We start from the raw sequence: 24503 nt of genomic DNA, 5'->3' as shown, positions 1-24503 counted from the left end.
AAATTTGCGCAAACGGTTGCACAAACCCAGTAAATTTATATTAGCATGATCGCGCTTTCTTGTAAACGATTCCAATTACACAAAATGGAAACTCGCAGCCGGCCGCCATCCAAGGATGACCGTCGACTGCGAGTCTCTCGCAACGTGCTTATTTATTTAATACCCGAGCTTTTCACATATTCGAGCCATTGCTTTTTATATTCGGCCTGAATTTTTTCCAATCCGGCTGCTTTCGCTTTTTCCATGAAGGTTTTAAGTCCAGCTTCTACATCCGCAACCAGACCGGCTTCAAGCGGGAAGAGGTATTGCTTTTCAACTTGCTCCAGAGCCGCTCTCTCGGCTTGGTAGCTCGTATAATCTTCGGCGAAGCCTGTGAATTTGTCCGGCGATTGGATTTTATCCAGCTCTTGGAAAATTTTCTTCACGCCGTCATAACCTTTATCGAACACCATGTATTCAGGATTTCTCCAAGCCCAGCTTTGCATGCCTTCTCTCGGGAAGCCGTTGCTGTTCGCATCGCCGATCATCGTGTAATAACCGTTCTCAACCTTATAGTTTTTGCCTTCAATACCATATTGAGTGAGTAAGTTATAGGCTTTGTCAGTCACCATTTTTTCATAGAAGGCGAGCGCTCTTTCCGGGTTTTTGCTGCTCTTAGGGATCGCAAAGCCGTTGTGAATCGGATGAACCGGTTCGGCATGGCCTTTGATCAGAGGCGCCGGATAGTACTCGATTTTCCAGTCCGGATGCGTAGCAGCGATTTTAATTTTTTGATCATTATAGCGGGTTGGATTGTCGCCCAGATTGGCTGCGGCTTTTCCGTTGACGAGCAGATCGGTCATGGAGTCTTTAACGTTCAGCACGTTTTTGGTTATATACCCTTTATCCTGCCACCTTTTGTATGTTTGAAGCTCCTTCAGATGCTCAGGCGAACCCCAGTACGAAGTAACCTCGGTAGGGTTTTTATAAGGAATCTGAATGCCGTACGGAAGAGCTCCGATCGGGTCAATCGTCAAGTTTTTATACAAATCGGAGAGGTTTTTGTTCACGTCGCTGTTAGCCGCCAACGGGGTAATATCCGGGACATTTTTCTTGACTCCATCCAGATAAGCCTCAAAGTTGGCAAGCGAATCAGGCTTCGGCAAGTTGAATTTCTCTCTTAAATCTTCGCGCCAAATGAAGCCTGTAGTCACATACTCTTTATAGGTGGCAGGAACTGTAAAGATTTTCCCGTCAATTTTAACAGCATCCCACATGTCTTTAGGCACAAAACTGGTTAATTTTGGAGCTGCCTTCGGAAGCAGGTCGTCCAGCGGCAGGAAGGCGCCTTTTTTGGCATAAGACTGATATTGCGTCCATTCAGCGGTAAAAATCAAATCGATCGGCTGGCCGGACGACAGAAGCAGCTTATATTTCTGATCCCAGTCCGTCCATGTCGTGAAATTGAATTTGACAGTCGCATTCAGATCCTTAAGCGCCATTTTGTTGATTTCTTCTTCAATGACTGGCAGATCTTTAGGCGCAGGGCCTAACATGTAAAATTGCAGTTCCACTTTCTTGGAAGTATCGAGTCCTGCCGGCTTGGCTGCTGCTGAAGCCTCAGGCGCTTTAGTAGCTTGTGCTCCTGCAGTCGGGCTTGCAGCGGGTGCCGCTGAATTGCTGCAGCCGGCTACGATGGAGCCTGCAAGCGCGATCGCCATGGATGCGCTGTACATCTTATTAGCTTTGCTTTTCATGTAAATCCTCCCTTTTTATGCATGCATGATATATATGTTAGCTGACGGAATGATTCCGGTTCAGTTCTAACCTTTGACAGCGCCTATCGTTAATCCTTTGACAAAAAACCTTTGTACGAACGGATATAAAAAGAGAATCGGGCCCGTAACAATCATCGCCATCGCTAATTTCGTAGATTCCGTAGGGATTTCCTGACCAAACGATACCCCGGTACTGACGCCAAGCTGCGAAACGGCTGCGGCCGTATTAATAATGTTATACAGGAAGTATTGCAGCTCATATTTTTCCTGGTCGTTGATAAATAAGGAAGTTGAGAACCAGCTGTTCCAATAATGCAAAGCCAGAAATAATCCGACAGTTGCGATGCCCGGCAGCGCGAGCGGCAGGACGACGCGGTAATAAATCGTAAAATCGTTAGCACCGTCAATTTTGGATGATTCCGTCAATTCATCAGGGACAGCCGATTTAATAAAGCTTCTCATCAAAATAATGAGGAATGGCGTCATCAGCCCAGGGAAAATGAGCGCCGTATAGGTATCTGTAAGTTGAAGATATTTGGTGATCATGATGTACCAAGGCACAAGACCTCCGCCGAACAACGTCGTGAAGTAAATGTAAAAGGACAGCTGATTGCGGTATTTGAAGTCTTTTCTTTGCAGCACATAACCGGCCATGGTCATCATGAACAATCCCAGCGCAGTCCCTACAACGGTAACGAAGATCGTAACCGAATAAGCCTTAAGTATTTTTTGCGGGAAAGTAAGTACCGCTTCATACGCTGCAAGGGAAAATACTTTGGGAATCAAATGATAGCCGTCTCGGACAATCGACTCATTCTCCGTAAATGATCCCGACAGGAGCAGGATGAACGGAAAGAGACAGGCGATTGAAATCAACAGAATAATCGTATAAGCGATAATATTGAAAAGAACAGAGTCGGGACTTTGGATTCTCACGTGCTAACACCTCCTAGAAAAGCGCATACTCTTCATTCGATTTTTTGATGAAATAATTTACGGTCATAATGAGTACAAATCCGAAAATGGACTGGAACAATCCGGCGGCAGTCGCCATCCCGATATCAAAAGTCACTTTCAACGAACGGAAAACGTAAGTATCCAATATATCCGTCGTATTGTATAAAATCCCGTTATTGCCGATGAGTTGGTAAAACAGATCGAATTGGCCTTTCATAATACTTCCGAGAGCAAATAGAAGCAAAATAATAAAGGTTGGCTTCAGCATCGGCAGCGTAATATACCAGATCCTCTGGAAGATGTTGGCCCCGTCGATTTTGGCGGCTTCATAGTATTCGTCGCTAATACCCGTTATGGTAGCTAGGTAGATGACCATGGTATACCCCAAGTTTTTCCATACATAAAAAATTACCAACAGGAAAATCCATGCCACGGGCGTGTTATAGATGTCCATGGGATTTGAGCCTAGAGACTTTAACGTCGTATTCAGAAATCCCGTATCGTAATTGAACATGTTATAAGCAATGGCATTCACTAAAACAAATGAAATGAAATAAGGCAGGAACATAACGGATTGCGTGATCTTTTTGAAGAGCTTCCCTCTCATCTCACTTAGCAGTATCGCGCAAAAGATCGCCGCGCCGTTCACAAAGACGATAAAAGCGATATTATAAGCTACCGTATTTCTCGTCAGCGCCCATAGTGCCCCAGACTTCCAAAGGAACTTAAAGTTCTCCAATCCTACGAATGGACTCCCAAAAAGCCCCCCATTGAAATCGAATCTGGTGAAAGCGTAGTAGATTCCGATCATAGGCACATAAGAATTAATGAAAAAGAATAATAAGGTTGGCGCTATCATGAGAAACAAAATTTTGTTTTTGTTTAACTCGTACAAGAAGCCGTTCTTTCGTAACATGCTGCGGAACCTCCCTACATGATTTTGAATGTTGATCTGCTTGATGTCATGCTCGAATTATATACACGGCGAACCCGTCAGCGATACTGAAGATATGCGACCAAATATGAAAGATCCGCAGAAATGACGGCATGTTTGGATATGAACATTTTAAACTTTCATGGATTTATCCAATTTTTCCACGGTTTTGTACCGTTTTGCAGCAACCGTTCCATTGCAAGAGAAATATAGGTACGTTATACTTTTGCTACGAACAAGGGGGGGGGAGGCAGCCCGAGATGATGCACCGTACGAAAGATAATAAAAAAGTATACCGGAACATTTGGATGAGCATCATTCTATCCATTGTCATCACACTTCTTGTATCCTCGACCATTCTTTATGTGAATTTCGATCATATTGCGCTGAAGCAAGTATACGAATCGGACTCCAACAGCCTCATGCAAACGAGTCAGGAAATTCTGAGCGTGACGGAAACAGCAACATCTCTTTCCTTCCAAATTTACCGGGATTTCGTGATCTCCAAGCTGCTGTTTTACGACAAGCCGGATATTTACGACGTAACCAGCGCCATGAGCCAGCTGAACAATTATCGGTTTGCCATGCCGTTCATTGATTCCATATATGTCTACAACGGGAATTCCGAGCTTTTTTATGTCAGCTCGAACAACTCTCAAAGCGGAATCCAAACCAAATCCACCCTAGCCGATCAAAGCATGGTCGATATTTTGGATCATTTTCAGGATTATACGCCTTTTATGCCGGTGCCAAGAACGTTCGTCCCCACTGACAGCAATCAACCCGCGGTCACGAAGGTCGGCATTTACTCCTATTTGTGCTACGATGCCATCAATATTAATAAAACGTTGAATTCAGCGGTAATTGTCAATATTTCCGAGTCATTTATTAATAAGTCGCTCAAAAATATACCTAACAAGCGTTCCAGCAGCGAAATGATTATTAACAAAGATGGCGTTCTGCTTTCAACTGACGGCAACAACCCGGTATTAAGCGATTACTCGGACAAATCATATATTCAAAAGATCATTGCAAACGCTTCAAATCCTGGCTATTTTGTGGATACGGTTAAAGACGTCAAGTCTTTGGTTTCTTACACGGCACCGGATTCTCTGGGATGGCGGTACGTTCGTACAACGCCTTACTCGATCATTACCCAGGAAATTAAAAGCATGCGAATGAAGACCATTTATATCGGTTTAAGCATTCTGCTTGTCGGGCTGCTTGCTTCTTTTCTCACATCTCGGAAGTTATTCGATCCGATCGATAAAGTCATCCGAAACTTGAAAACGCTTGAAATCGAGAAAAGAGATCATTTGCAAATTTTGCGTCAGGATTTCCTCAGAAACTTGTTTGCCGGCAGAGAAAGCTACCATCCGGATGCCTTGCAGAAGAAGCTTCGCTATTTTGGGTCTAAAATTGACATTCAGCATCCTTCCATACTCCTAATGGTCAAAATCGACCGCTTCGCAGAGCATATTGCTCAATTTCAGGATCAATTTAAACTGCTGAGGTATGCCGTAATGAATATTGGAACCGAAGTCAGCTCCTCCGCTTTTCAGTCGGAAGCGATCGACATGGGCGATGACCACATTTTATTGCTGCTTACAGCGCATGACGCCGGCTATGAATGGAACGAAGACGATTTCAATGAAATGCTGCACAAGATGCAGACTTCAATCGCCACTTATCTGAAGCTGTCCGTATCCATTACGATAGGTCCCTTGCAGGCCCATGCAGAACCATGTATTCCTCTCTATAAACAGCTGCTTGAAGCATCGCATCATCGGCTTTTCAGAGGCCATGGCTGCATCATATGGTCAGATGAAATCATGAGCTATAGATCGAAGGAATATAAATTCCCAACCCAGAAAGAGAAACAGCTCATCGATAGTCTGATGACGGGAGACTCGGCGGAAGCCGAAGCCATCTATGCCGACATCGTACAGGAGACCGCCGAATATCCGTATTCCGTCATACAGTTGGCCATCTCCCACCTGACATTAACGGTCAATAACGTGCTCAACACATTCAATAAAAATAACGCCATCACCGTCCAGCTTTATCTGGATACGACGATTGCCTCTTTGAGTCAAGTGGAAACGATCGATGAAATTAACGCTCAATTCTATCAATTATTCAATCAACTGCATCAAAAGCTGGATGAAAAAAGAAGCATGAAGCATGTGGAATTAATCAAAAGGATGAACGACATTATCGAGAGAGAGTACGCGAACCAGAATCTGTCCTTAAATTCCATTGCAGATGAATTGGATATGTCGCCGATCTATATCAGCAGGTTGTATAAGCAGCATACACTCATAGCGCTTACGGACGTGATTCATGATGTTCGCATGAATAAGTCGAAGGAGCTGCTTCTCCACTCCTCACTCTCTGTAGCTGAAATCGCAGAAAAAACTGGATTTACAAGCGACTCTTATTTCTACCGCAAATTTAAAAAACATAACGGGATTACACCGAATGATTTCCGTAGGCAGTACTCGCAAAACTCGGGGTAGCTCTTCATAAATTCTTCACTTGCAAACATACGTTCTGTTTTGTAATATAGAAACGTAGGTAATACTATATTTTGGATAATTTAATCTAAAGGAGCTGTTATTGATGTCGGTACGTTTGACCCCTTATTTAATGATGAACGGAAATGCCAAGGAAGCTATCGAATTTTACGAAAAAGCTTTGGATGCTCAAGTACTTTTTATGCAAACTTTCGGAGAGATGCCGGAGAACCCTGAGTTTCCTCTACCGGATGCGGCTAAGAATCTTATCGCACACGCCATGCTCAAAGTCGGAGATGCGGATTTCATGTTCTCTGACAACTTTCCTGGTCAACCGCACTCGATCGGGAACCAAGTTACGATCTGTATCTCAACTGACGACGCAACGAAGTCCAAGAAAATGTTTGAAGCCTTGCAGCAAGGCGGCGAAGTGAATATGCCGCTGCAAGAAACATTTTTCAGCCCTTTATATGGGGTTGTGACAGACAAGTTCGGCGTACCGTTCCAAATTTATACGGAAGGCCAGAAATAAGATAGTCCCCGTTTAATAAAAAACAGCTCTGTTCGCCTTGTGCGAAAGAGCTGTTTTGCTATTCTGCGGGTTATCCGCAAGAAATTCCGTTGATATAATATCCGTTTTCTGCATAAAAGGTGAAAGCGACCTCAACCTCGGGAATGCCGAGAGCTAGGACATGGTCTGTTATTGCTTTGGCGACCTGATCGCGAATGGCGGGTCCTCTTTCGAACCAGGCCACTTCGATGAACGGATACGCAGGTACGATTTTACCTGCAAATATCGAAGGGTGGGTATTGCATTCCAAAGTAAAGTTATCCGTTTCGCAATCGCAAATGGCCGCGAGTTGTTCGACGAGCGATTCGCTCATCTGGCAAACTTGATCTACCGATAATCCTCTCACCGTTATTCTTGGCAACGGAAATCCCCCTTGTCGTAAAACTAAGTGTGAGCATTGACACTGTTAATGATGCGTTTTAGCTGTTCATTAAATTTGTGGATTTCTTCAAGCGACAACCCGCTAGTGGCAAGCAAGGCCTGCGGGATGCACATTGCCTTCTCATAAAGCGCGAGTCCTGCGTCCGTAATGCGAATAATGACAATCCGCTCATCTTCCGTCGACCGTTGTCTTTGGATAAGCTGCTGCGCTTCCATACGTTTCAACATCGGCGTAAGGGTGCCTGAATCCAGATCCAGTTTCTCGCTTAGCTCTTTGACCGTGCTCTCCTTATGATCCCATAACACCAAAAGCACCAGGTATTGCGGATATGTGATCCCCAGCTCTTCAAGAAACGGCCGGTACATCCGTGTTATCGCTCTCGAGCTTGCGTAGAGACTGAAACAAAGTTGATTTTCCAGTTTAAGAAACTCATTGCTGCTCATAAGGTTGGTACCCTCCACTCCATTCATGTTGTGAACAATCGATTTGTTTCAAATGTATAGAAAAATGGTTGTAATGTCAATGTGGGATGTGCGGCGAGCATTACCCTGGATTATATACAATGGATCGGCTTGACGCAGGAATCGAGCATATCGCTACTGAAGTCCGCCACCAAAACAGTTTGGAGTCCGATTTTACAAAATTGCAGCTTGGTTTGTGCAAGTGGATGTTCGATGAGCGCAATATAAGCTGGCAAAACCGAACTCCAGCCGCTTGCTCCATTCACCACGTTTTTGCAATTGGGCGAGATCAGACTGCGACAAACGCAATCGTCGCCGTAGAAGAAAAAATGCCCGGAGCCAGGACCGCTCGGGCAAGAAAAGTGAATGCTGACCGGGCTATTACATCCGGGTTAAGGCAAAGCAAGTTTGCCCATGATGGTAGGCCGCTCAGCCCCAGTTGCCGATGGGAGGTTGTTCGGCACGCCGTGAATCCAATCGTTGCCCAGCAAGGCAAACAGAATCGCTTCTTTGGCGTCGCTCGAAATGCCAAGTTCATCCGATGTGCGGATGGCTTGCTGCGGAAGGAGCTCCGCGAGCATGCGAAGCAGTGTCCGGTTATGCGCTCCGCCGCCGCTGACAATAACTTCCGCAATGTCAAAATGCGGAAATACAAAATCTTGATAAGCACGCACTATGGAATGCGCGGTGAAGGCCGTTGCCGTAGCCACGATGTCTGCAGCCGGCAGCCCCTGCGCCTTGGCTGCAGAGAGCCATGCGGAAGCATAGGACTTACCGAATAGCTCGCGGCCCGTCGTTTTAGGCGGAAGCTGACTAAAATACGGATGTGCCAGCATATCTTCGAGCAGCACGATGTGAACTTGGCCCTGTGCGGCCCAAACGCCATCCGCATCATAAGTCAGTTGACCTTGGGACAGCTCGTAGACCGCTTGGTCGAGCACCATGTTCCCTGGTCCTGTATCAAATGCAATAAGACGGTCAGCATCCGCTAGAGTCGGAGTTGTACCTGTGGCTGGAATCGCCGTGCAATTGCCGATGCCGCCAATATTCTGGAGGATTCGGCCTTTCGCCGAATCTCTGAATAAGATGTAGTCGCCGTATGGCGCGAGCGGCGCTCCTTGACCGCCGACCGCCATATCGGCAGTACGGAAATCGCCGACGACTGGCCTTCCCGTCCGCTTGGCAATGACTGACAAATCGCCGATCTGCAGCGTCGATTTGGGCAGATATGCATTGGCCGCATCTGCTACCGGAATGTGCCATACGGTCTGGCCATGGGAGCTGATGAGATCGATTTTACTCATAGGTAGCTGAGCCGCTGCGGCAGTCCGCACGACTGCATCAGCAAAGCGCTCGGCGATAGCAAAGTTCATTCCGCATAGCTGGGCCACGTCGGAATGATCCGTAGAACATAATTGCTTGAGCTTTTCGCGCAATTCCGCTTCGTATGCAAAGCTCTCGAAGTGAATCAGCTCGACCTTGGCACGGTCGCCGCAGCCGTCGATGCGGACAATCGCAACATCGATGCCGTCCAAAGATGTACCCGACATGATGCCGGCTACGGTGAGCGAATATCGCTCCAAAAGTTGTCGCAGCATCACACACGGTCCCCCCATCTCCAGCCGGCCGGATAGTCCGGGCCGAGCGATACCGGAAGGCGGCCTGTCGGCGTCAGCCGGCCGACCAAGCAGCGTGCCGCGCTTTGCAGCGCCAGCGGGCGGCTTTCGTAGGCCGCGATGAAGGTGGAGACGTCCGGCAGCTCCAGCAAGTCGTACGGCACGCGCAGCGCGACGACGACCAGCGGCTTGCCGAGCGCCTGCAGGTCGCGTACCATCGCGACCTGCTCGGGATGGAATCGGGCGTTGTACGTCCCGATGACGATCTGCTCCGCCGCTAGCGCGTCGGCGAGCACCGCAGCGCGGAGCTCGCCGACCTCCCGCAGCGGGAGCACGCGATCGAGCACATCCAGTCCGTGCTCGGCCAGCGCAGCCCCCAGGCTCGCGGGGCCGGCGTAAGTTTCGTCGACGCCCGACGAAACGGCTGCGGCCACGGTGACCGCGAGCGTTCTCGCGCGCCTCAGCGGCAGCAGCTGCCGCTCGTCCTTGACGAGCGTGATGCTCGCCTCGCTGAGGCGCCGGGCGACCGCGCAGTGCGCCGCGGTCCCGACCTCTGGCGCGGCCGCAGCGCCAGGCCGCGGAGCGAACACTCCGCGCCGCGCTTTCAGCGCGAGCAGTCGGACGACCGAAGCGTCGATGCGCGCTTCGGTCAGGCGACCCTCGCGCACGGCGCGCTCGATCGCCGCGATGGCGTCGAGCTGGCGGTCGCGGCTGTGGCTGATCAGAATGAGATCAGCTCCCGCTTCGACCGCCATGACGGCCGCTTCGACCGTGCCGTAGTGCTCGGCGATGGCGTTCATTTCCATGCAATCGGTCATGATCACGCCTTCGAAGCCAAGCTCTTCGCGAAGCAGCCCGGTTAATACCTTCTTGGACAGCGTGACAGGCAGCTTTTCCGGCTCCAGTGCAGGGAAATAAATATGCGACGACATGATCGCATCGACGCCGCTTTCGATCGCTTCGATGAAAGGCACCAGTTCTACCGAACGGATCCGCTCGGCACCATGCGTAATCGTCGGCAAATCCAGATGGGAATCCACATTCGTATCCCCATGCCCGGGAAAATGCTTGGCGGTCGCAGCGACGTTGGCATCTTGAAAGCCTTGTACCGCTTGTCGCCCGAAGCGCCCCACAAGCTCAGGCGACTCGCCGAACGAGCGAACGCCGATGACCGGATTATCCGGATTATTGTTCACATCCAGATCCGGAGCGAAGTTCATATTGATGCCGAGCGCCCTCAGCTCGGTTCCCGATATCCGTGCCGCCTCATATGCCGCGTTGAAATCTGCTCCTGCTTCTGCCCTTTCTTTGGTTTCCGTCCGGAGCGCTCCTGCCGCCAAAGCCATTTGCCCCGGCATCAAAGCCACGCCCTCTGTAATACGGGCGACCATGCCTCCCTCTTGATCAATCGAAATCCAGAGCGGCAAAGTATTGGAGCGCTCCGCTATTTGCTGCAGTTGGTCCGATAATGCAGCAACCTGCAGGATGTTTTCCACATTACGCGCAAAGTAAATGACCCCGCCAATATGGTGCTCAGCGATCAGCGCCTCCAGCTCTTCGTTCGCTTCCGTACCAACAAACCCGCAAAGGATCATCTGTCCGATTTTCTCCCGCAGCGTCATTGAATGGACATCTTTCATCCTCTGGCTCTCCCCTCATCAAATAATTTCAAACGCTTCAGCGCCATAAAAACCGCACCGCTGGATGCGTCTTTTTTTGCAGTAATACATGGCATTCCAGGATAAGCTTGTTTCAAAATTTCTACAAAAGCCGTCCGCACAAAGGAGTTCTTGATCAGAACACTTCCTGCCATAGCAAGAGTACCTTCCTGCAACGACAGTTTTTCCGCCACAGGTCCCACCAGTTCAACTAAGGAAGATGCGCTTTTTCTCGCAATGGCCAGAGCCGCTTCATCACCGAGCGCACAGGCGTCCGACAGGATGGGAGCCAACGCTGCGATGTCCTTTTTATTCGTACGCTTGTCATAAACAAAACGGATGATTTGCTGAACAGACTCCATCTGCAACCGCTCAAACACCATTCCTGTGATTGCAGTTTCAGGTAAACGGCCATCATGAGCCCGTACTAAAACAGATAGCAGATCCCGCCCGATACTGTAACCGCTGCCCTCATCATCAATGAGATAGCCGTAACCGCCAGATCGATGAGATAGACCGGATTCATTCTTGCCATAACAAATGGAACCGGTGCCTGCAATGATAATTATACCGTGATCGCTGTCATGCGCCCCGCAAAGCGCCGTTTCTTGATCCCCCGTAATGAATAATTCACCTTGATATCCGCATTCCCTGACATTAGATTCCAGCCGATCGACCACAGTTGGATTGCTGACTCCAGCTGCACCGATGCAGACTTGCGTACAATACTCCAATCCCCCGCAAACTTCATCTATAATTTTAAAAATATCTTGCAAGCTGGAACGAACGCTAACCTCGTCCTGTCCGTTATAGTTAATAGCTCCGGATGTAAAAGTATGCATCACAAGACCATTCTCGTCAGCCACAGTCACAGCGGTTTTGGTGCCGCCGCCATCTAGTCCGGCTACATATCTCTTCATAGGGTCATCTCCTAAGAGTTTTGCTTTAGCAAAACTTACTTCGCAAGCATTTACTTATACAAGTGATACTGCTGTTTCATTTGCGCAAATTCGCGGCTTTCTTCACGAAATCGCTCCAGCAAATCCGGAAGGTCAACCGTATCATCACGGTACAACTTGTCTCCGCACAATAAATCAATAAATGGTCTCGAGCCCTCCTTCACTGGAGGCAGAAATGAAAACTGTTCATAATTCGTTTTGATGGTATGCATCAGCGTAATGCCTGTTTCCAAAGGCTGAATCATACGGGCATCCAGCACATGAATCTGTACTCCGCTGCATGGTTCCCCCTGAAATTTGGAAAAAGTTGGCTTAAAATAAACAGGACGGAAAAAGACGCCCGGCAGTTTCTTGCCGTTCATTTCATCCGCCAGCTTTTGCGCGTCGATGAACGGCGCTCCTACCACTTCGAAAGGAACCGTGGTGCCTCTGCCCTCCGAAATGTTGGTACCTTCAAATATACAGCTGCCAGGATACAGCAGTGCCGTTTCAAACCGGGGAATCCCCAAGGAAGGCATGATCCAGAGGCGTCCCGTTTCGGGAAATTGCATCTTTCGCTCCCAGCCGTCGACAGGCACTACATGCAGTTTTCCATTCCAATCCATTTGGTCGTTAGCCATACTCGCCACTTCGCCAGTTGTCAGACCGTAACGAACACAAAGCGGATAGTTGCCGACAAAAGATTGGTATTCCTGCTTTAGAATGTTGCCTTCTACCGTCACCCCATCCAGCGGGTTGATCCGGTCCAGAACGACGAACTCTTTGCCCGCTTTCGCACAGTCTTCCAAAGCATACAGCATGGTATATATAAAAGTATAATACCGTGTTCCCACATCCTGAATATCATAGACCACCATATCGACTTCATCCAGCATTTCCTTGCTCAGACGTTTGGAATCCTTACGGTACAAGCTGTACACCGGGATATTCGTCATTGGATCTAGATAAGTCTCCACCAGAGCCCCGGCAGCTTGATCTCCACGTACACCATGTTCCGGTGAAAACAGAGCAACCAGATTGAAATTCTCATGGAGAATTTGAATCGTGGTTACATAATTACCGGTTAACCCGGTAGGTGCCGTAATCAGTCCCAATCGTTTCCCTTTGAATAAATGGGCATACTGCCCAATGCAATCGATACCGTTTCGGATCATCGCTTCCTCCCTAATACGTGCTGGTTAATAAAAATATTGTGCCGTTTTGAAACAAACAGCATTTCATGCTGTTAATTTTGGTCTAACAGCCTCTTTCAGTCATTTACATGCATTTTGTGCCGGTATTTGAGCTTAAAACATGGAAAATCCTCTTAGCTAGCTGAATTTACGGCACTTTGTGCAGTGTTTTCTTCTCGGAAAGCATATTTGATAAAAAAACAGGCACTTTTGGCTGGAAAAAAGTATTCTGGAAGTTTTCTTATGTGAGAAAACCTCTATCGGAGGCCGTTCAAAAACGAACGACCGCGTTTAGAGGCTGTTTATGATTTAATAATTCTGTTCTATAATTCACTTTTCAATACACGCATGGTTTCTTCCGGAATCATGAATGTTTGCGCATATTGCTTTCTGGCTTCAATACCGCGAACTCGAACTAAATGCTTGTAGTATTCCAAATAAGGGAAGGATTTGCTGCCCGTAACGAACCAATGCAAGGACACGGCCTTCACCCATAAATCATAGGCTTCTTCGGAAAAATCCACATAAACGTACGGCCGAAAGTCGACGGCATCCTCCCAGTTCTCGGCATAATACAGTCTGGATGCAAAATGGGCTGGAAGCTCCCGATCGAACGTCGGCAAGGCGGCAAAAAAGCGTGCATCATTCACTATGCGATGCGTCGTCATATGATCCTTATGCATGCTGTTTTTAAAATGCGTAATGATGATGTTCGGACGCACCTGGCGAATAACGTCGCACACCTTGAAGCGCATATCTTGATCGTCCTGCAGCTCTCCATCCGGGATATCAAAGACGATCGCTTCGCCGCCGAGCATCTCGGCAAAAGCCTTTGCTTCATTCACCTTCTGCTCGCGGTATTCGGACATATTCTGGCCAGCGGGAACTCCGCGTTCGCCTGCTGTCAGCGCTAATGTCACGATACGGTCGCCCTTCAGAGAATGGTTTGCCAGTACGCCCCCTGCCGTTAGCTCCATATCGCCCACATGACCGCCGATTGCCAGAATCGTTACCTTATCTTCGCCCATCGTACAAGCTCCCTTCTCATGACTGAAAACTGTTTGACGGTTTTAAAACCAGCCTTCTCGTAAATACGGATAGCCGGATTCGTGCTACCGGTATAGAGCGACATATATTCCGTCTGAATGTCCCGAAAGGCCTCGCATAGCTTAAAGAAAAGTATACTTCCCAGTCCGTGTCCTTCATGATCGGGGTGCACGCCGATGCCGGCAAAATAGCCGCGTCCATTCTCCTGCCGAATGACCGGACCGGCAAATCCGACGGCTTTGCCTTGATGAGCCGCAATGACCACTGGCACACTATCTGAAGTCGAGCGCCCGATTTCCCTCTGCCATAACGGATTATTCAATGCATGTAACATTTCATCCACGCCGTGGTGCAGAGAAGGGTCGAACAGCTCCACCTTGTATCCTTCGGCAGCTGCTCTGTCTTCTTTGGCTCTGATATCGTCCGGAATGTTGAACCCTTCCAGATTTAAATGCATAGCGCACTCTTTGGCCCGCTCCACATATCCCTGACTGAGCAGGAACTCATATAACCGGCTATCTATCGGAACTCCCGGTGCATTGTTGTGTTCATGTTTAGGTGTACCCGGGATATACCATGGCAGCATCATCGGATTAAAGAACAGAACATCCGCTTGCTTCTTTCCTAGATGCCGAAAGCGGTGCTCCAGCGCATCTAACATTAACTTGTAATTGGCATCCGTTTTCCAGCCATCAGACAAAACGATGCAAGTGATATATCCGGCCACATTCCCGAGGGGGAGGTCATCCCCTGTACACCCGCAAGCAAACCCTTTGACTTGATCATCTACCAGTAAGATAAATGTATTTTCCTTGTCAAAGTAAGGGTTGGACCAAAAGATGTCTTTGAAGCTCTTTTCTATGAGCTCCTTATATCCTTCCTTGACGGCTTCCTCGTTCCATAATGCAATGACCGCATGCGTGTACTGATCATCCCATGTCACGATCATGATGACGTGATACCTCCACCCGTGTAGGAATTCGATGTGAGCGTGTGCCGGCTTTTTTAGCCCTTCACCGCTCCAACGGTTACACCCTCCAAGAAGTACCTTTGCAAGCTGAAGAAAAGAATAAACATGGGCAGCGCAGAAATCGTAGCACCTGCCATCATAGGCCCGATATATGTCGTATTGGCGAAACGGAAGTTTTTCAAGCCGACCTGGATCGTTTGCATTTCCATTGAATTGGTGACAAGAAGCGGCCAGAAGAACGTATTCCAGCTGTCCATGAACGTGAGAATCGCCATAACGGCCAAAACGGTTTTGGATAAAGGAAGTATGATTCTCCAGTAGATCTGGAACTGGCTGCACCCCTCAATTTTTGCGCACTCCAGAATTTCGGACGGAATGCTGCTCATAAATTGCTTAGCGAGAAAAATATTGTAGACCGTAACAATACCGGGCAAAATTAACGCGCTGTAAGTATTCTGCAGTTCAAACACGTTAACCATTAAAATATAGAGCGGCACCTGGGTCACTTGATACGGGATCATCATTGATACGAGCAGCATGGAAAACAGCACTCCTCTTCCCTTAAAGCGGAGCTTGGAGAATGCGTATCCGGCCATGCTGGCAAAGAGCACGTTGGAAACCATGACCGTAGTGGCCACGATCAGCGAGTTTAAAATCCACCGGTAGGAATACTCGCTGAAATCGAAGAAAAACTTGTAGGAATCAAGCGTAATCTTGCTCGGGAAAATGGAATATTCCACTGCCCCGGCCTCGACCGGATCGCCCAATGATGAGATAATCATAAAATAAATCGGAAATATCGTCGCCAAAGCAAAAAGCAGAAGGGCAATAAAAATGACCGAGTTTCTGATGGTTTTTACTTTTGGATTTCCCGTATGATTGCTGTATAATGCCATTTCATATCCCCCTCTCTTAATACTCGACGTCTTTTCCTGCGTACTTGAATTGAATCAGCGAAATTGCGGCAATGATGAGAGCCAAAATCAAAGACTGCGCTGCAGCTTTGCCGAAATCGAAATAGGTGAACGCATTGTTGAAAATCAGCAAGCCAACCATGGTCGTCGCATTATCCGGTCCTCCGCCGGTCATCAGAAATGCGTTTTGGAACACCTGGAACGAACCGATCACACCGGTCACGAGCAGAAACAGTGTAGCGGGCTTCAGACACGGAACGACAATGTGCCACAGCTTTTGAAGGAAATTCGCCCCATCCAGCTCCGCCGCCTCGTAATAAGTCTCATCAATGCCGATTAATCCGGCCAGGTAAATGATAATGCTGGTGCCATGACTGGACAGCCAGGACATCAGAACCAAAGAGAACATCGCTGTGTTGCTTGTGCCAAGCCAGTTCTGATTGCTGATGCCGAAGAAACCGATAAACTGATTTAAAATGCCGCCCTTCATGGGATCGAAGATCCACAGCCACACGACCGACAAGGCAACGCCAGAAGCAACGACGGGCAAATAATAAACGCCTTTAAAGAATGACTGCGTTTTTTTCCTGAGCGGCAGAATCAAAATGGCAATGATCAACGACAAGAACAAGTTGACGGGTACGGTCAAAATGGTGTAGACAACGGTATTGCGCATTGCTTTCCAGAACAACGTATCTTTAAACGTATTGTTATAATTGTCGAATCCAACAAAGGTGGAACCGAGCGGCTTGTATTCTTGAAGACTAATAATAAAGGCGCTAACGACCGGGTATGCGGTAAACATCGCAAAAACGACCAAAGCGACGGCAATGAACGCATATCCCCAAGTTCCTTCTCCTTTGATTCTCCTTCTTTTCATCGGCTTTGCGATATTATCCATCATGTCAAACCCCGTTTCGGCAAACTCGGTTTAAAATAGTTCGGATAGCTGTGCAAATGGCACACAACTATCCGAAGGTTGAAACTTACTCTTATTCTTAGTCCTTCACTACACCGTCTGCGCCGAACGCCGCAATAGCAGCGGTTTTCACGGCTTCATACATAGCTTCAGGAGTAACTTCGCCTGCGAGTAGCCCCTGGAACTTAGGTACGATCACTTCGGTTTCTAATTTAATCGCTTTTGCGGCTAATTCAGTCGGGATATCGGAACGAGCCGGCGTTGCGTTTTTCAACATATTGTCAACAGCAGCAATGTTGTCCGGATTTCTGTCGATTTTCATGTTTGCAGCTTCTTTTTTCGCGCTTTGAGTGATGTGTGCTGCAAACAGATCGTTGTTCGTCGTTGCTGCGACTTTACCGCTAGCTAAAAAATAAGCTGCTTTAATCACATTTGCCTTGTGTTCTGGAGTCGGCTCCTTTTTACCGCGGAAAGTCAAATAGCCGTCAACTACTGTAGCAGATGATGCTTTTGCGCCTTGGAACGTAGGAGCAGGCAATACGACATAATCAACTGGAATGCTGTCTTTTACAGCGCTGGCATCTTTCGCTTCAAGCTTTTTGTTATTATTTTTACCGGAATTTTCAAACACGGCAATACCTTTACCCGTAATCATCGTTTGACCTGTCAAGAACATGTTCCAGCGTTTACCGGCGTCTACGGAGCTAAGCTCTTTCGGCATGGAGCCGTCATCAATCAGCTGACGAAGGTCTTTAAGCAATCCCAGGTAGTTTTTGCTCGTATATGCATATTTCAAATCTTTGTTAAACGCGTGTGGCATACCGGCATTTTTCGCCATGATACCCAAGTAGTCTACCGCAGCAACGCCCTTGACTGCGAATACGAAACCGTAGCGGGTTTTGCCGTTTTCAGTTACGACGCCTTTTTTGATCGCTTCACGGAACTCTTCGTAAGTCCAGCCGTTTTGCTGTACTTTCTTCCAGTCAATTCCGGCCTTTTCCAAAAACGGTTTGTTCCCGCCAAGCGCGTGAACTTCCATATATGCCGGGAAGCCGTATAGCCCTTTCCCGTTCTTCATGTATTCGAGCGGGGCTTTATCATAATCGGACACCATTTCCGGAGTTACTGTATCAGAGATGTCCATGAGTAAGCCTTGCTGTATATACTTAGGAATGCTGTCGGAACCGCCAAAAGCAATATCCGGCGGGCTGCCTGCATTAACTTGCGTATCCAGCTTCTGTTTCACATCTTCCCAGCCTGCCGGTTCGATTTTCAGTGTCAGGTTCGGATACAGCGCGTTAAAATCTTTCGCCATTTGATCAAAATTCTTTTGGTAGTTCGGGGAAACAGGAGGAAGCAAAGCGGTGATGGTATCTTTGGCAGCAGAGGCTGCGGCAGTTGCGGCAGGTGCGCTGCTGCCTGGGGCGGGCGAACTCGTTTCTTTCGTTCCGGCATTGCCGGAAGTGCCGCTACAAGCTGTTAAAGCCATAGTTAAAGCCAAGGCAGATGCAAATACGGGCATTTTTCTTTTCATTCGAAATGACCTCCCAATAAATGTTTATACCGTTTATACAACTTCGCTATAGGTGCGTATTGCTGTTTTCAAACTGCCGTCGCACTCAGCCAATTTTCGTTCGGCTTCCGCGGCATCCAAACCGGTTTTGATCATCATAATCGCTAATTTACAGTTCATGGAAGCGCTCTCTAAATACGAAATAGCCGTGACGTCGTCTACCCCCGTTGCTGCCTGAATGATACGAACGGAACGATCATATAATTTATTATTGCTTGCTTTCATGTCAACCATAAGGTTGTTATACGTCTTACCGAGTTTCACCATTGTACAGGTAGTAAGCATGTTGAGAACCAGCTTCTGTGCCGTCCCCGCTTTCAATCGGGTAGATCCCATAATGACTTCCGGTCCAACCACGGGCGCAATACACACATCGCAGACAGGCTCCAATTTGGAATTGATGTTATTGACTACACCTATCGTTGCAGCTCCAATTTCCTTAGCCTTCTTCAAGCTCGCAATGACGAATTGTGCGCTTCCGCTAGCCGTAATTCCAATGACTGCATCCTGCGCCGTCACGCCGCATCGCTCAATGAGCGCGATCCCCTCCTCCGCATTGTCTTCATAACCTTCAACAGCCAGTCTCAGTGCCCCATCGCCTCCGGCAATATGTCCCTGCACAACCCATGGATCAATGCCGAAAGTAGGAGGACATTCCGATGCGTCGAGCACTCCGAGTCTGCCAGAAGATCCTGCCCCTACGTAAAACATTCTGCCGCCGTTTTTAAGCACATGATGCAAAATATCGACTGCTTTCATGATTTGCGGTATTTCTGCTGCCACTGCATTAGGCACTATAGCGTCCTGCTCATTCATTAGACGCAACATTTGTTCAGTCGTACATTCATCTATCATCAGTGTTCTCTCGTTGATCTTTTCCGTAGTCAATCCCGACAGATACTCATCCATAGCCATCCTCCTATCCTGCTTTTCTCAATTTCTATACTCATACTAACGAAAAATTTCATATTGGTCAACAGTTTTTGAAATTTTATTTCTTATTGAAAAATATGTTTAATTTTTTGTTTATTTAAACAAAAAAGACACCGGCTTTAACTGATAAGCCGATGCCGCTTCATTTATTTGCGATGTTTACTGGCGATAATATCGTGAGTTTTGGCCAGATACTTCTTCACATTCTTGTATTCCGCACTAGCTACCCCAGCAAAAAGAATATCAATAACGGTAAGCATGGCAATTCGCGAACCCATGGCCCCGCTTCTGATCGTGACCTCCGGTGTAGAGATGCTCAGCGCGATATTCGCCTTAACCGCCAATTCGCTTTTATTATATTTCGTAATGGCAATAATGCATGCGCCATTCTTCTTAGCTATTTCGAGCGAATCAAGAATTTCCATCGTCGTGCCGGAATTCGAAATGAAGATGGCCACATCATTTTTATCCAGAAGTGTTGCAGCAGTAAGCTGACTGTGCCCGTCCGTATAGGTGTGGCACATCTTGTTTATCCGCGAAAATTTCTGCTCCGCATCAATACCGACCAAACCGGAAGCGCCGATACCAAAAAATGCAATACGTTTACTTTCGCGCAGCACTTTAACAGCACGGGCTATTTCATTCTTGTCAATGACACTGAGCGTGTCTTCAATGGACTTGCAATTATTCAGGGCGATATTCGAAATGATCGTGGACAGGTCATCCCCGGGTTGAATATCGGTGTACTGGTCCTTCTGCTCCTCGTCCATGGATCCAAGCGATGCAGAAATACTAACGATAAAGTTGCGGTAACCTTTATAACCCATTGTTTTACAGAAACGAAGAACAGATGCGTCACTGGTTTTCGTCAGTTGAGCAAGGTTTTTAATCGAAAGATGCGGGATTTCCTCCACATTCTCCAGGATATATTCTGCTACCAGTTTCTCTACGGGCGTCAGGCTATCCTTCATATCACGAATTTTAATTAAAATATTATCATTAATCGACATTGGTATCCCTACTCATCATAGATTCAAGTTATGAAATTTAATTTCATAATAAGTGTAATCTTCCAAAAAAACAAGATTCATGATGAAATAGAAAAAGAAAATTAAAGAAAATTTATTTCAAATAAATTAGTCATAATAAAATTTTATTTCTAATTTTTATTGCAGACCTTCGGAAAGCAATGCTATAATTGCGTCGAGATTGAGTTGCAGAAGGGTGGATTATTGGATGAGTAATAAATTGAAAATAGCCATTATCGGATCAGGCAGCACATACACCCCGGAACTAATTGAAGGCATGATTAAGCGGAAAGATATATTACCCATAGATGAGCTGGTGCTTATGGATATTGATGCGAGAAAACTGGAAATTGTGGGCGGAATTTGCAAACGTATGATACAGACGGAGAATCTTCCTTGCCGGGTAGTCATGACTCAAAACTTGGATGAAGCGCTGCTGAATGCCAGCTTTGTGCTGTGTCAAATCCGCGTAGGCAAGCTGCCTGCGAGAGTGCTCGATGAGACCATCCCCCTGAAATACAATTTAATCGGTCAGGAAACCTGCGGTATCGGCGGATTTTTTAAAGCCATGCGCACCATTCCCGTGATGCTTCATATTGCACAGCGTATGAAAGAGCTATGTCCGGATGCTTGGCTCATCAACTTCTCCAATCCGGCAGGAATTATTACAGAAGCTCTGCTGAACCATTCCGGTGTGAAGATGCTTGGTCTGTGCAATGTTCCTTTCAACATGTTCAAAAGCATTCGTGAAACGCTGCAAGCGGAGCATGCCAGCTTTACTTATGTCGGACTTAATCATCTAAGCTGGATTACGGCCATTGAGCAAGACGGTAAGGATTATTTGAAAACTGCTCTGGAAATGGGACTAAATAGTGAAGCGATGAAGAATATTCCTTCAAGCGGATTTAGCAAAGAGCTGGTTCAAATGGCGGGGGCCATTCCGTCTTCTTATCTGGAATATTACTATTTTAAAGATAAGAAGCTTAATTTGCTGAAAGAAAGTGAATTGACGCGAGGCGAGAAATGCATGCAGATTGAGGAGGAGCTTCTGAATATTTATTCTGATTCCCAACTGCATACCAAGCCGGATCTTCTATCCACCCGCGGAGGCGCTAATTACTCTGAAGTGGCCATCAGTCTGGTGGATGCCATCTATAATGACAAACAAGAGATACATGTCGTCAACCTTCTGAATAAAGGCGCGCTGGATTTCATGGAGGACTCCGATGCCGTTGAAGTTTGTGCGGTTATTGGTAAAGACGGCGCCGAACCGATCAAAGTTCACGATTTCCGCAATAAACATATCATTGATTATATGCGCATGGTCAAAGCCTATGAGCGCGAGACTGTGGCTGCTGCAGTCAGCGGCAGCGAAGATGCTGCAATGCGCGCCCTATTGATGAACCCCTTGGTTGGAGATTACAATGCCGCACTTAACTGCTTCAATGAATTGAAAGAAGCGCATAAGGACTATCTCCCGCTGTTTTTCGCTAAAGAGACGCAGAAATGATAAACAAAAACTATATCGTAGGCGTTGATGGCGGAAACAGCAAAACGGACTACTTTCTGTTCGATCTTCAAGGGAACTTTGTCGATCACATTCACACAGGCACATGCAGCCATGAGCAATTCCCAGATGCATATACAAGCACGTTCCGTATCATGAATGAGAATATACAACATTTGCTCACGCGCAATCAATTATCCATGAACGATATTGCGGCCGGCGCATTCGGCTTGGCTGGTGCGGATATTCGATCTCAAAAGGAAAATCTGTGCAACGTCATTGAACGTATCGGCTTTACTCACTACGCCGTGGACAACGACTCTTTTCTGGGGGTTAAAGCCGGCAGTGAAAAGGGGTTCGGCATTTGCTCCATTAATGGCTCCGGCTCCTCGACCGGCGGCATCTCTCCAAGCGGAATACGGCTTCAGGTAGGCGGTGTGGGCAGCGAGCTGTCCGGCGATGAGGCTGGAGGTTTTTTTCTCGCAAGAAAGGTGCTGCGGGCCGTGTACGACTTTTTCTACCGGATGGGACCGGAAACTCAGATGACGGAACCCGTCATGGAACTTCTGCAAGTTTCCAGCAAAGAATTATTCATTGAAAACGCGCTTAACGGGATGCTAGGGCGAACACTCCCCCATACAAAGCTGGTGCAAATCATGTTTGCTGCTGCAAATGTCGGGGACTCCGTTGCACTTCATATTCTGGATAACACTGCCAAACAACTGGCGTATTCCACTGTAGGCTGTATGCATAATCTGGATTTTGGCCATGAAGTCGATATCATTCTCGCGGGTTCTGTATGGGTCAAAGCGGAAAGCCCTCTGCTGCTTCAAAATTACAAAAACTATATTGCGAAGTTGACCAATCATCATTGTAATTACATTCTTCTTCAAGTACCGCCCGCCACAGGCGCAGTTCTATGGGCACTTGAACTTGCCTATGGTCGTCCAGTAAATCCGGATACTCGCAGCAAAGTCATTGATGCAGTGGAATTTATCCAAAAACTAGAATCCAACGGACTTTGAGCCAAATCCGGATCCATAATTGAATGAAGAGGAGTGTCCGTTGATGAAGCATTTATTAAATGAATTAACGACCGAGCAACCGAATAGCAAAACAAGTAATATCGATCAACTTACCTCCGAGCAGATTGTCACGCTGATCAATGAAGAAGATCGCGGGGTCGCCGATGCCATTCAAGGCATCCTTCCTCAGATCGCCCAAGCGGCCGATAATATCGTAGAGGCCTTTCGCAATGGGGGGCGGCTGATCTATGTAGGAGCCGGGACCAGCGGAAGAATCGGAATCCTCGATGCCTCTGAATGTCCGCCGACGTTTGGGACAGAGCCTTCCATGGTTCAAGGCCTCATCGCCGGCGGTGAGAGAGCTATCAAAGATGCAGTGGAAGGGGCGGAAGATAACGAGGAGCTAGGCGCACAGGATATGGATATTCATGGCGTCGGAAAGCGTGATGTGGTCGTGGGTATTGCTGCAAGCGGTCGTACACCTTATGTGCTTGGCGCTATGAAACGTTCGCGCGAACTAGGAGCTACGGTGATCGGGCTGTGCAATAATTATGGCACGCCAATGGTAGAAATTTCACAGCTTATGCTTGAAGCCGTCGTCGGCCCCGAGGTGATCCTCGGCTCTACGCGCATGAAATCAGGCACAGCGCAAAAACTGATTCTGAACATGCTCTCCACGTCGGCGATGATCCGGATTGGCAAAGTGTATCAAAACCTGATGGTGGACCTCAATCCATCCAATGAGAAATTGGTGTTCCGCTCCAAACGGATTATCCGTATGGCAACAGGCGCATCCGAAGACGAAGTGAACGCCGCTTTTACGGAAGCGGATGGCCATGTAAAAACAGCGATCGTCATGATCTTGGCTAACGCCAGCGTTGCCGAGGCACGTCTTATGCTTAATCAGACAGATGGCTTCGTACGTCAGGCAATTAGGCTTGCTGAGCAATAATAATGACTTTGATGAAATCCGTCCCGGGGCAGGGGCGGATTTCATTTATTTTGCCCTGAATCCCTCAAGCATCAGCGCTATCGCCGTCGTCGTTTCCTCCAGCGATTGCTGTTGGTCCGGCATTTGCGCGATCCAAAGAACGGCCTCGTTCATGGCGCCGGAAAGAAGATGAGTCAAAGCGTCGATGGAGACGGTCTTTAGGCAGCCCTGCTGCTCCATGCCATGGAGCTGATCCCGCAATAAGCTCATGGAATTCTGCTCGTCCATTTTGCGCCAAACGTCCCATCCGAGCGCAGAGGGACCATCCAGAAGCAGAATCCGCCTGTTTCGCGGCTCTACCGCGGCTGCGACGAACGCGCGGCACCCGAGAAGCAACTGTTCCCATGGATCTTCGCTTGTCGCCGCCTCGGCTTCAACTCGTTCTGCGATCTCTTGCTGCACGGATTCGAGCACAGCATGGAAGATTCCTTCCTTGCTGCCGAAATGGTGATACAGCGCCCCTCGAGTCAGTCCGGCTTCCTTGACCATTTCCTCCATGGAAGCGTCGGCGTAACCTTTTTCGGAGAAATAGGTTCTGGCAACTTCCGTTAACCGCTTGATCGTCATTTTCTTTTGTTCGGCTTTGGTTATTCTCATGCAATACTTTAGCTCC

Annotated in this window: 22 protein-coding genes; 5 read left to right on the top strand and 17 right to left on the bottom strand. The window is 47.7% G+C overall.

The genetic code is table 11. The features are described from left to right. Nucleotides 1-152: 152 nt before the first annotated feature. The 3 genes from ICC18_RS21340 to ICC18_RS21330 form a co-directional block, all read right to left on the bottom strand. A complete protein-coding gene (locus ICC18_RS21340) occupies nucleotides 153-1736 on the bottom strand; it encodes an extracellular solute-binding protein (RefSeq protein WP_188176480.1) in 1584 nt (527 codons plus the stop codon). Between the two features lie 66 nt (nucleotides 1737-1802). Continuing rightward, nucleotides 1803-2693 (bottom strand): carbohydrate ABC transporter permease, encoded by an 891-nt coding sequence (locus ICC18_RS21335; RefSeq protein WP_188176479.1) that lies wholly within the window; start codon nucleotides 2691-2693, stop codon nucleotides 1803-1805. Between the two features lie 13 nt (nucleotides 2694-2706). Next, nucleotides 2707-3630: an ABC transporter permease gene (locus ICC18_RS21330; protein WP_188176478.1), complete on the bottom strand. Its 924-nt coding sequence runs from the start codon at nucleotides 3628-3630 to the stop codon at nucleotides 2707-2709. Between the two features lie 278 nt (nucleotides 3631-3908). Here ICC18_RS21330 and ICC18_RS21325 point away from each other — a divergent pair, with 278 nt between their 5' ends. Beyond that, nucleotides 3909-6167: a helix-turn-helix domain-containing protein gene (locus ICC18_RS21325; protein WP_188176477.1), complete on the top strand. Its 2259-nt coding sequence runs from the start codon at nucleotides 3909-3911 to the stop codon at nucleotides 6165-6167. Between the two features lie 103 nt (nucleotides 6168-6270). Next, nucleotides 6271-6696, top strand: a complete 426-nt coding sequence (locus ICC18_RS21320) for a VOC family protein (protein WP_188176476.1) — start codon at nucleotides 6271-6273, stop codon at nucleotides 6694-6696. A gap of 70 nt (nucleotides 6697-6766) precedes the next feature. On the opposite strand, the gene ICC18_RS21315 is transcribed toward ICC18_RS21320, so the two are convergent. The 13 genes from ICC18_RS21315 to ICC18_RS21255 form a co-directional block, all read right to left on the bottom strand. Then, nucleotides 6767-7096, bottom strand: a complete 330-nt coding sequence (locus ICC18_RS21315) for a DUF1904 family protein (protein WP_188176475.1) — start codon at nucleotides 7094-7096, stop codon at nucleotides 6767-6769. Between the two features lie 23 nt (nucleotides 7097-7119). Continuing rightward, on the bottom strand, nucleotides 7120-7560 hold the full coding sequence (locus ICC18_RS21310; RefSeq protein WP_188176474.1) for a MarR family winged helix-turn-helix transcriptional regulator: 441 nt from the start codon (nucleotides 7558-7560) through the stop codon (nucleotides 7120-7122). Nucleotides 7561-7970: 410 nt separating this feature from the next. Continuing rightward, complete coding sequence (locus ICC18_RS21305; protein ID WP_188176473.1) at nucleotides 7971-9176, bottom strand: anhydro-N-acetylmuramic acid kinase; 1206 nt, start codon at nucleotides 9174-9176, stop codon at nucleotides 7971-7973. After that, complete coding sequence (nagZ, locus tag ICC18_RS21300; RefSeq protein ID WP_188176472.1) at nucleotides 9176-10834, bottom strand: beta-N-acetylhexosaminidase; 1659 nt, start codon at nucleotides 10832-10834, stop codon at nucleotides 9176-9178. Before nagZ ends, ICC18_RS21305 begins: the two co-directional genes overlap by 1 nt. Next, the gene (locus tag ICC18_RS21295; protein ID WP_188176471.1) at nucleotides 10831-11772 is read right to left on the bottom strand and encodes an N-acetylglucosamine kinase; all 942 of its coding nucleotides are present in this window, start codon (nucleotides 11770-11772) and stop codon (nucleotides 10831-10833) included. The genes nagZ and ICC18_RS21295 overlap by 4 nt, the downstream gene beginning before the upstream one ends. A gap of 50 nt (nucleotides 11773-11822) precedes the next feature. Continuing rightward, nucleotides 11823-12965: an exo-beta-N-acetylmuramidase NamZ family protein gene (locus tag ICC18_RS21290; RefSeq protein WP_188176470.1), complete on the bottom strand. Its 1143-nt coding sequence runs from the start codon at nucleotides 12963-12965 to the stop codon at nucleotides 11823-11825. A gap of 341 nt (nucleotides 12966-13306) precedes the next feature. Then, entirely contained in the window at nucleotides 13307-14011 is a 705-nt protein-coding gene (locus tag ICC18_RS21285) for a PIG-L deacetylase family protein (protein ID WP_188176469.1), read from the bottom strand. Then, nucleotides 13993-14979: a GNAT family N-acetyltransferase gene (locus ICC18_RS21280; protein WP_188176468.1), complete on the bottom strand. Its 987-nt coding sequence runs from the start codon at nucleotides 14977-14979 to the stop codon at nucleotides 13993-13995. The genes ICC18_RS21285 and ICC18_RS21280 overlap by 19 nt, the downstream gene beginning before the upstream one ends. A gap of 56 nt (nucleotides 14980-15035) precedes the next feature. Beyond that, entirely contained in the window at nucleotides 15036-15896 is an 861-nt protein-coding gene (locus ICC18_RS21275; RefSeq protein WP_188176467.1) for a carbohydrate ABC transporter permease, read from the bottom strand. A 16-nt stretch (nucleotides 15897-15912) separates the two neighbouring features. Then, nucleotides 15913-16815, bottom strand: a complete 903-nt coding sequence (locus tag ICC18_RS21270) for a carbohydrate ABC transporter permease (protein WP_188176645.1) — start codon at nucleotides 16813-16815, stop codon at nucleotides 15913-15915. Nucleotides 16816-16912: 97 nt separating this feature from the next. Then, nucleotides 16913-18367, bottom strand: coding sequence for an ABC transporter substrate-binding protein (locus ICC18_RS21265; RefSeq protein ID WP_188176466.1), 1455 nt, complete (start codon nucleotides 18365-18367; stop codon nucleotides 16913-16915). Nucleotides 18368-18400: 33 nt separating this feature from the next. Further along, nucleotides 18401-19315, bottom strand: coding sequence for an N-acetylmuramic acid 6-phosphate etherase (gene murQ, locus ICC18_RS21260; protein WP_188176465.1), 915 nt, complete (start codon nucleotides 19313-19315; stop codon nucleotides 18401-18403). Between the two features lie 170 nt (nucleotides 19316-19485). After that, nucleotides 19486-20349, bottom strand: coding sequence for a MurR/RpiR family transcriptional regulator (locus ICC18_RS21255; RefSeq protein ID WP_188176464.1), 864 nt, complete (start codon nucleotides 20347-20349; stop codon nucleotides 19486-19488). Nucleotides 20350-20575: 226 nt separating this feature from the next. Between ICC18_RS21255 and ICC18_RS21250 the strand changes: the two genes are divergently transcribed. From ICC18_RS21250 to murQ (ICC18_RS21240), 3 genes are read left to right on the top strand one after another with little or no spacing between them, the layout of a single operon-like run. Next, nucleotides 20576-21877, top strand: coding sequence for a 6-phospho-beta-glucosidase (locus tag ICC18_RS21250; protein ID WP_188176463.1), 1302 nt, complete (start codon nucleotides 20576-20578; stop codon nucleotides 21875-21877). Then, nucleotides 21874-22899 carry a BadF/BadG/BcrA/BcrD ATPase family protein gene (locus ICC18_RS21245; RefSeq protein WP_223192744.1) on the top strand — a complete coding sequence of 342 codons (1026 nt, stop codon included), beginning with the start codon at nucleotides 21874-21876 and terminating at the stop codon, nucleotides 22897-22899. Before ICC18_RS21250 ends, ICC18_RS21245 begins: the two co-directional genes overlap by 4 nt. Before the next feature lie 43 nt (nucleotides 22900-22942). Then, entirely contained in the window at nucleotides 22943-23851 is a 909-nt protein-coding gene (gene murQ / locus ICC18_RS21240; protein ID WP_188176462.1) for an N-acetylmuramic acid 6-phosphate etherase, read from the top strand. A gap of 45 nt (nucleotides 23852-23896) precedes the next feature. Here murQ (ICC18_RS21240) and ICC18_RS21235 read toward each other — a convergent pair whose 3' ends face one another. Then, complete coding sequence (locus ICC18_RS21235) at nucleotides 23897-24487, bottom strand: TetR/AcrR family transcriptional regulator (RefSeq protein WP_188176461.1); 591 nt, start codon at nucleotides 24485-24487, stop codon at nucleotides 23897-23899. Nucleotides 24488-24503 lie beyond the last annotated feature (16 nt).

It is taken from the genome of Paenibacillus sedimenti, assembly GCF_014534655.1.
In the GTDB taxonomy this organism is placed as follows: domain Bacteria; phylum Bacillota; class Bacilli; order Paenibacillales; family NBRC-103111; genus Paenibacillus_E; species Paenibacillus_E sedimenti.
Note: the sequence above shows the minus strand (reverse complement) of the source record. Positions and strands in the feature narration are given on the sequence as shown.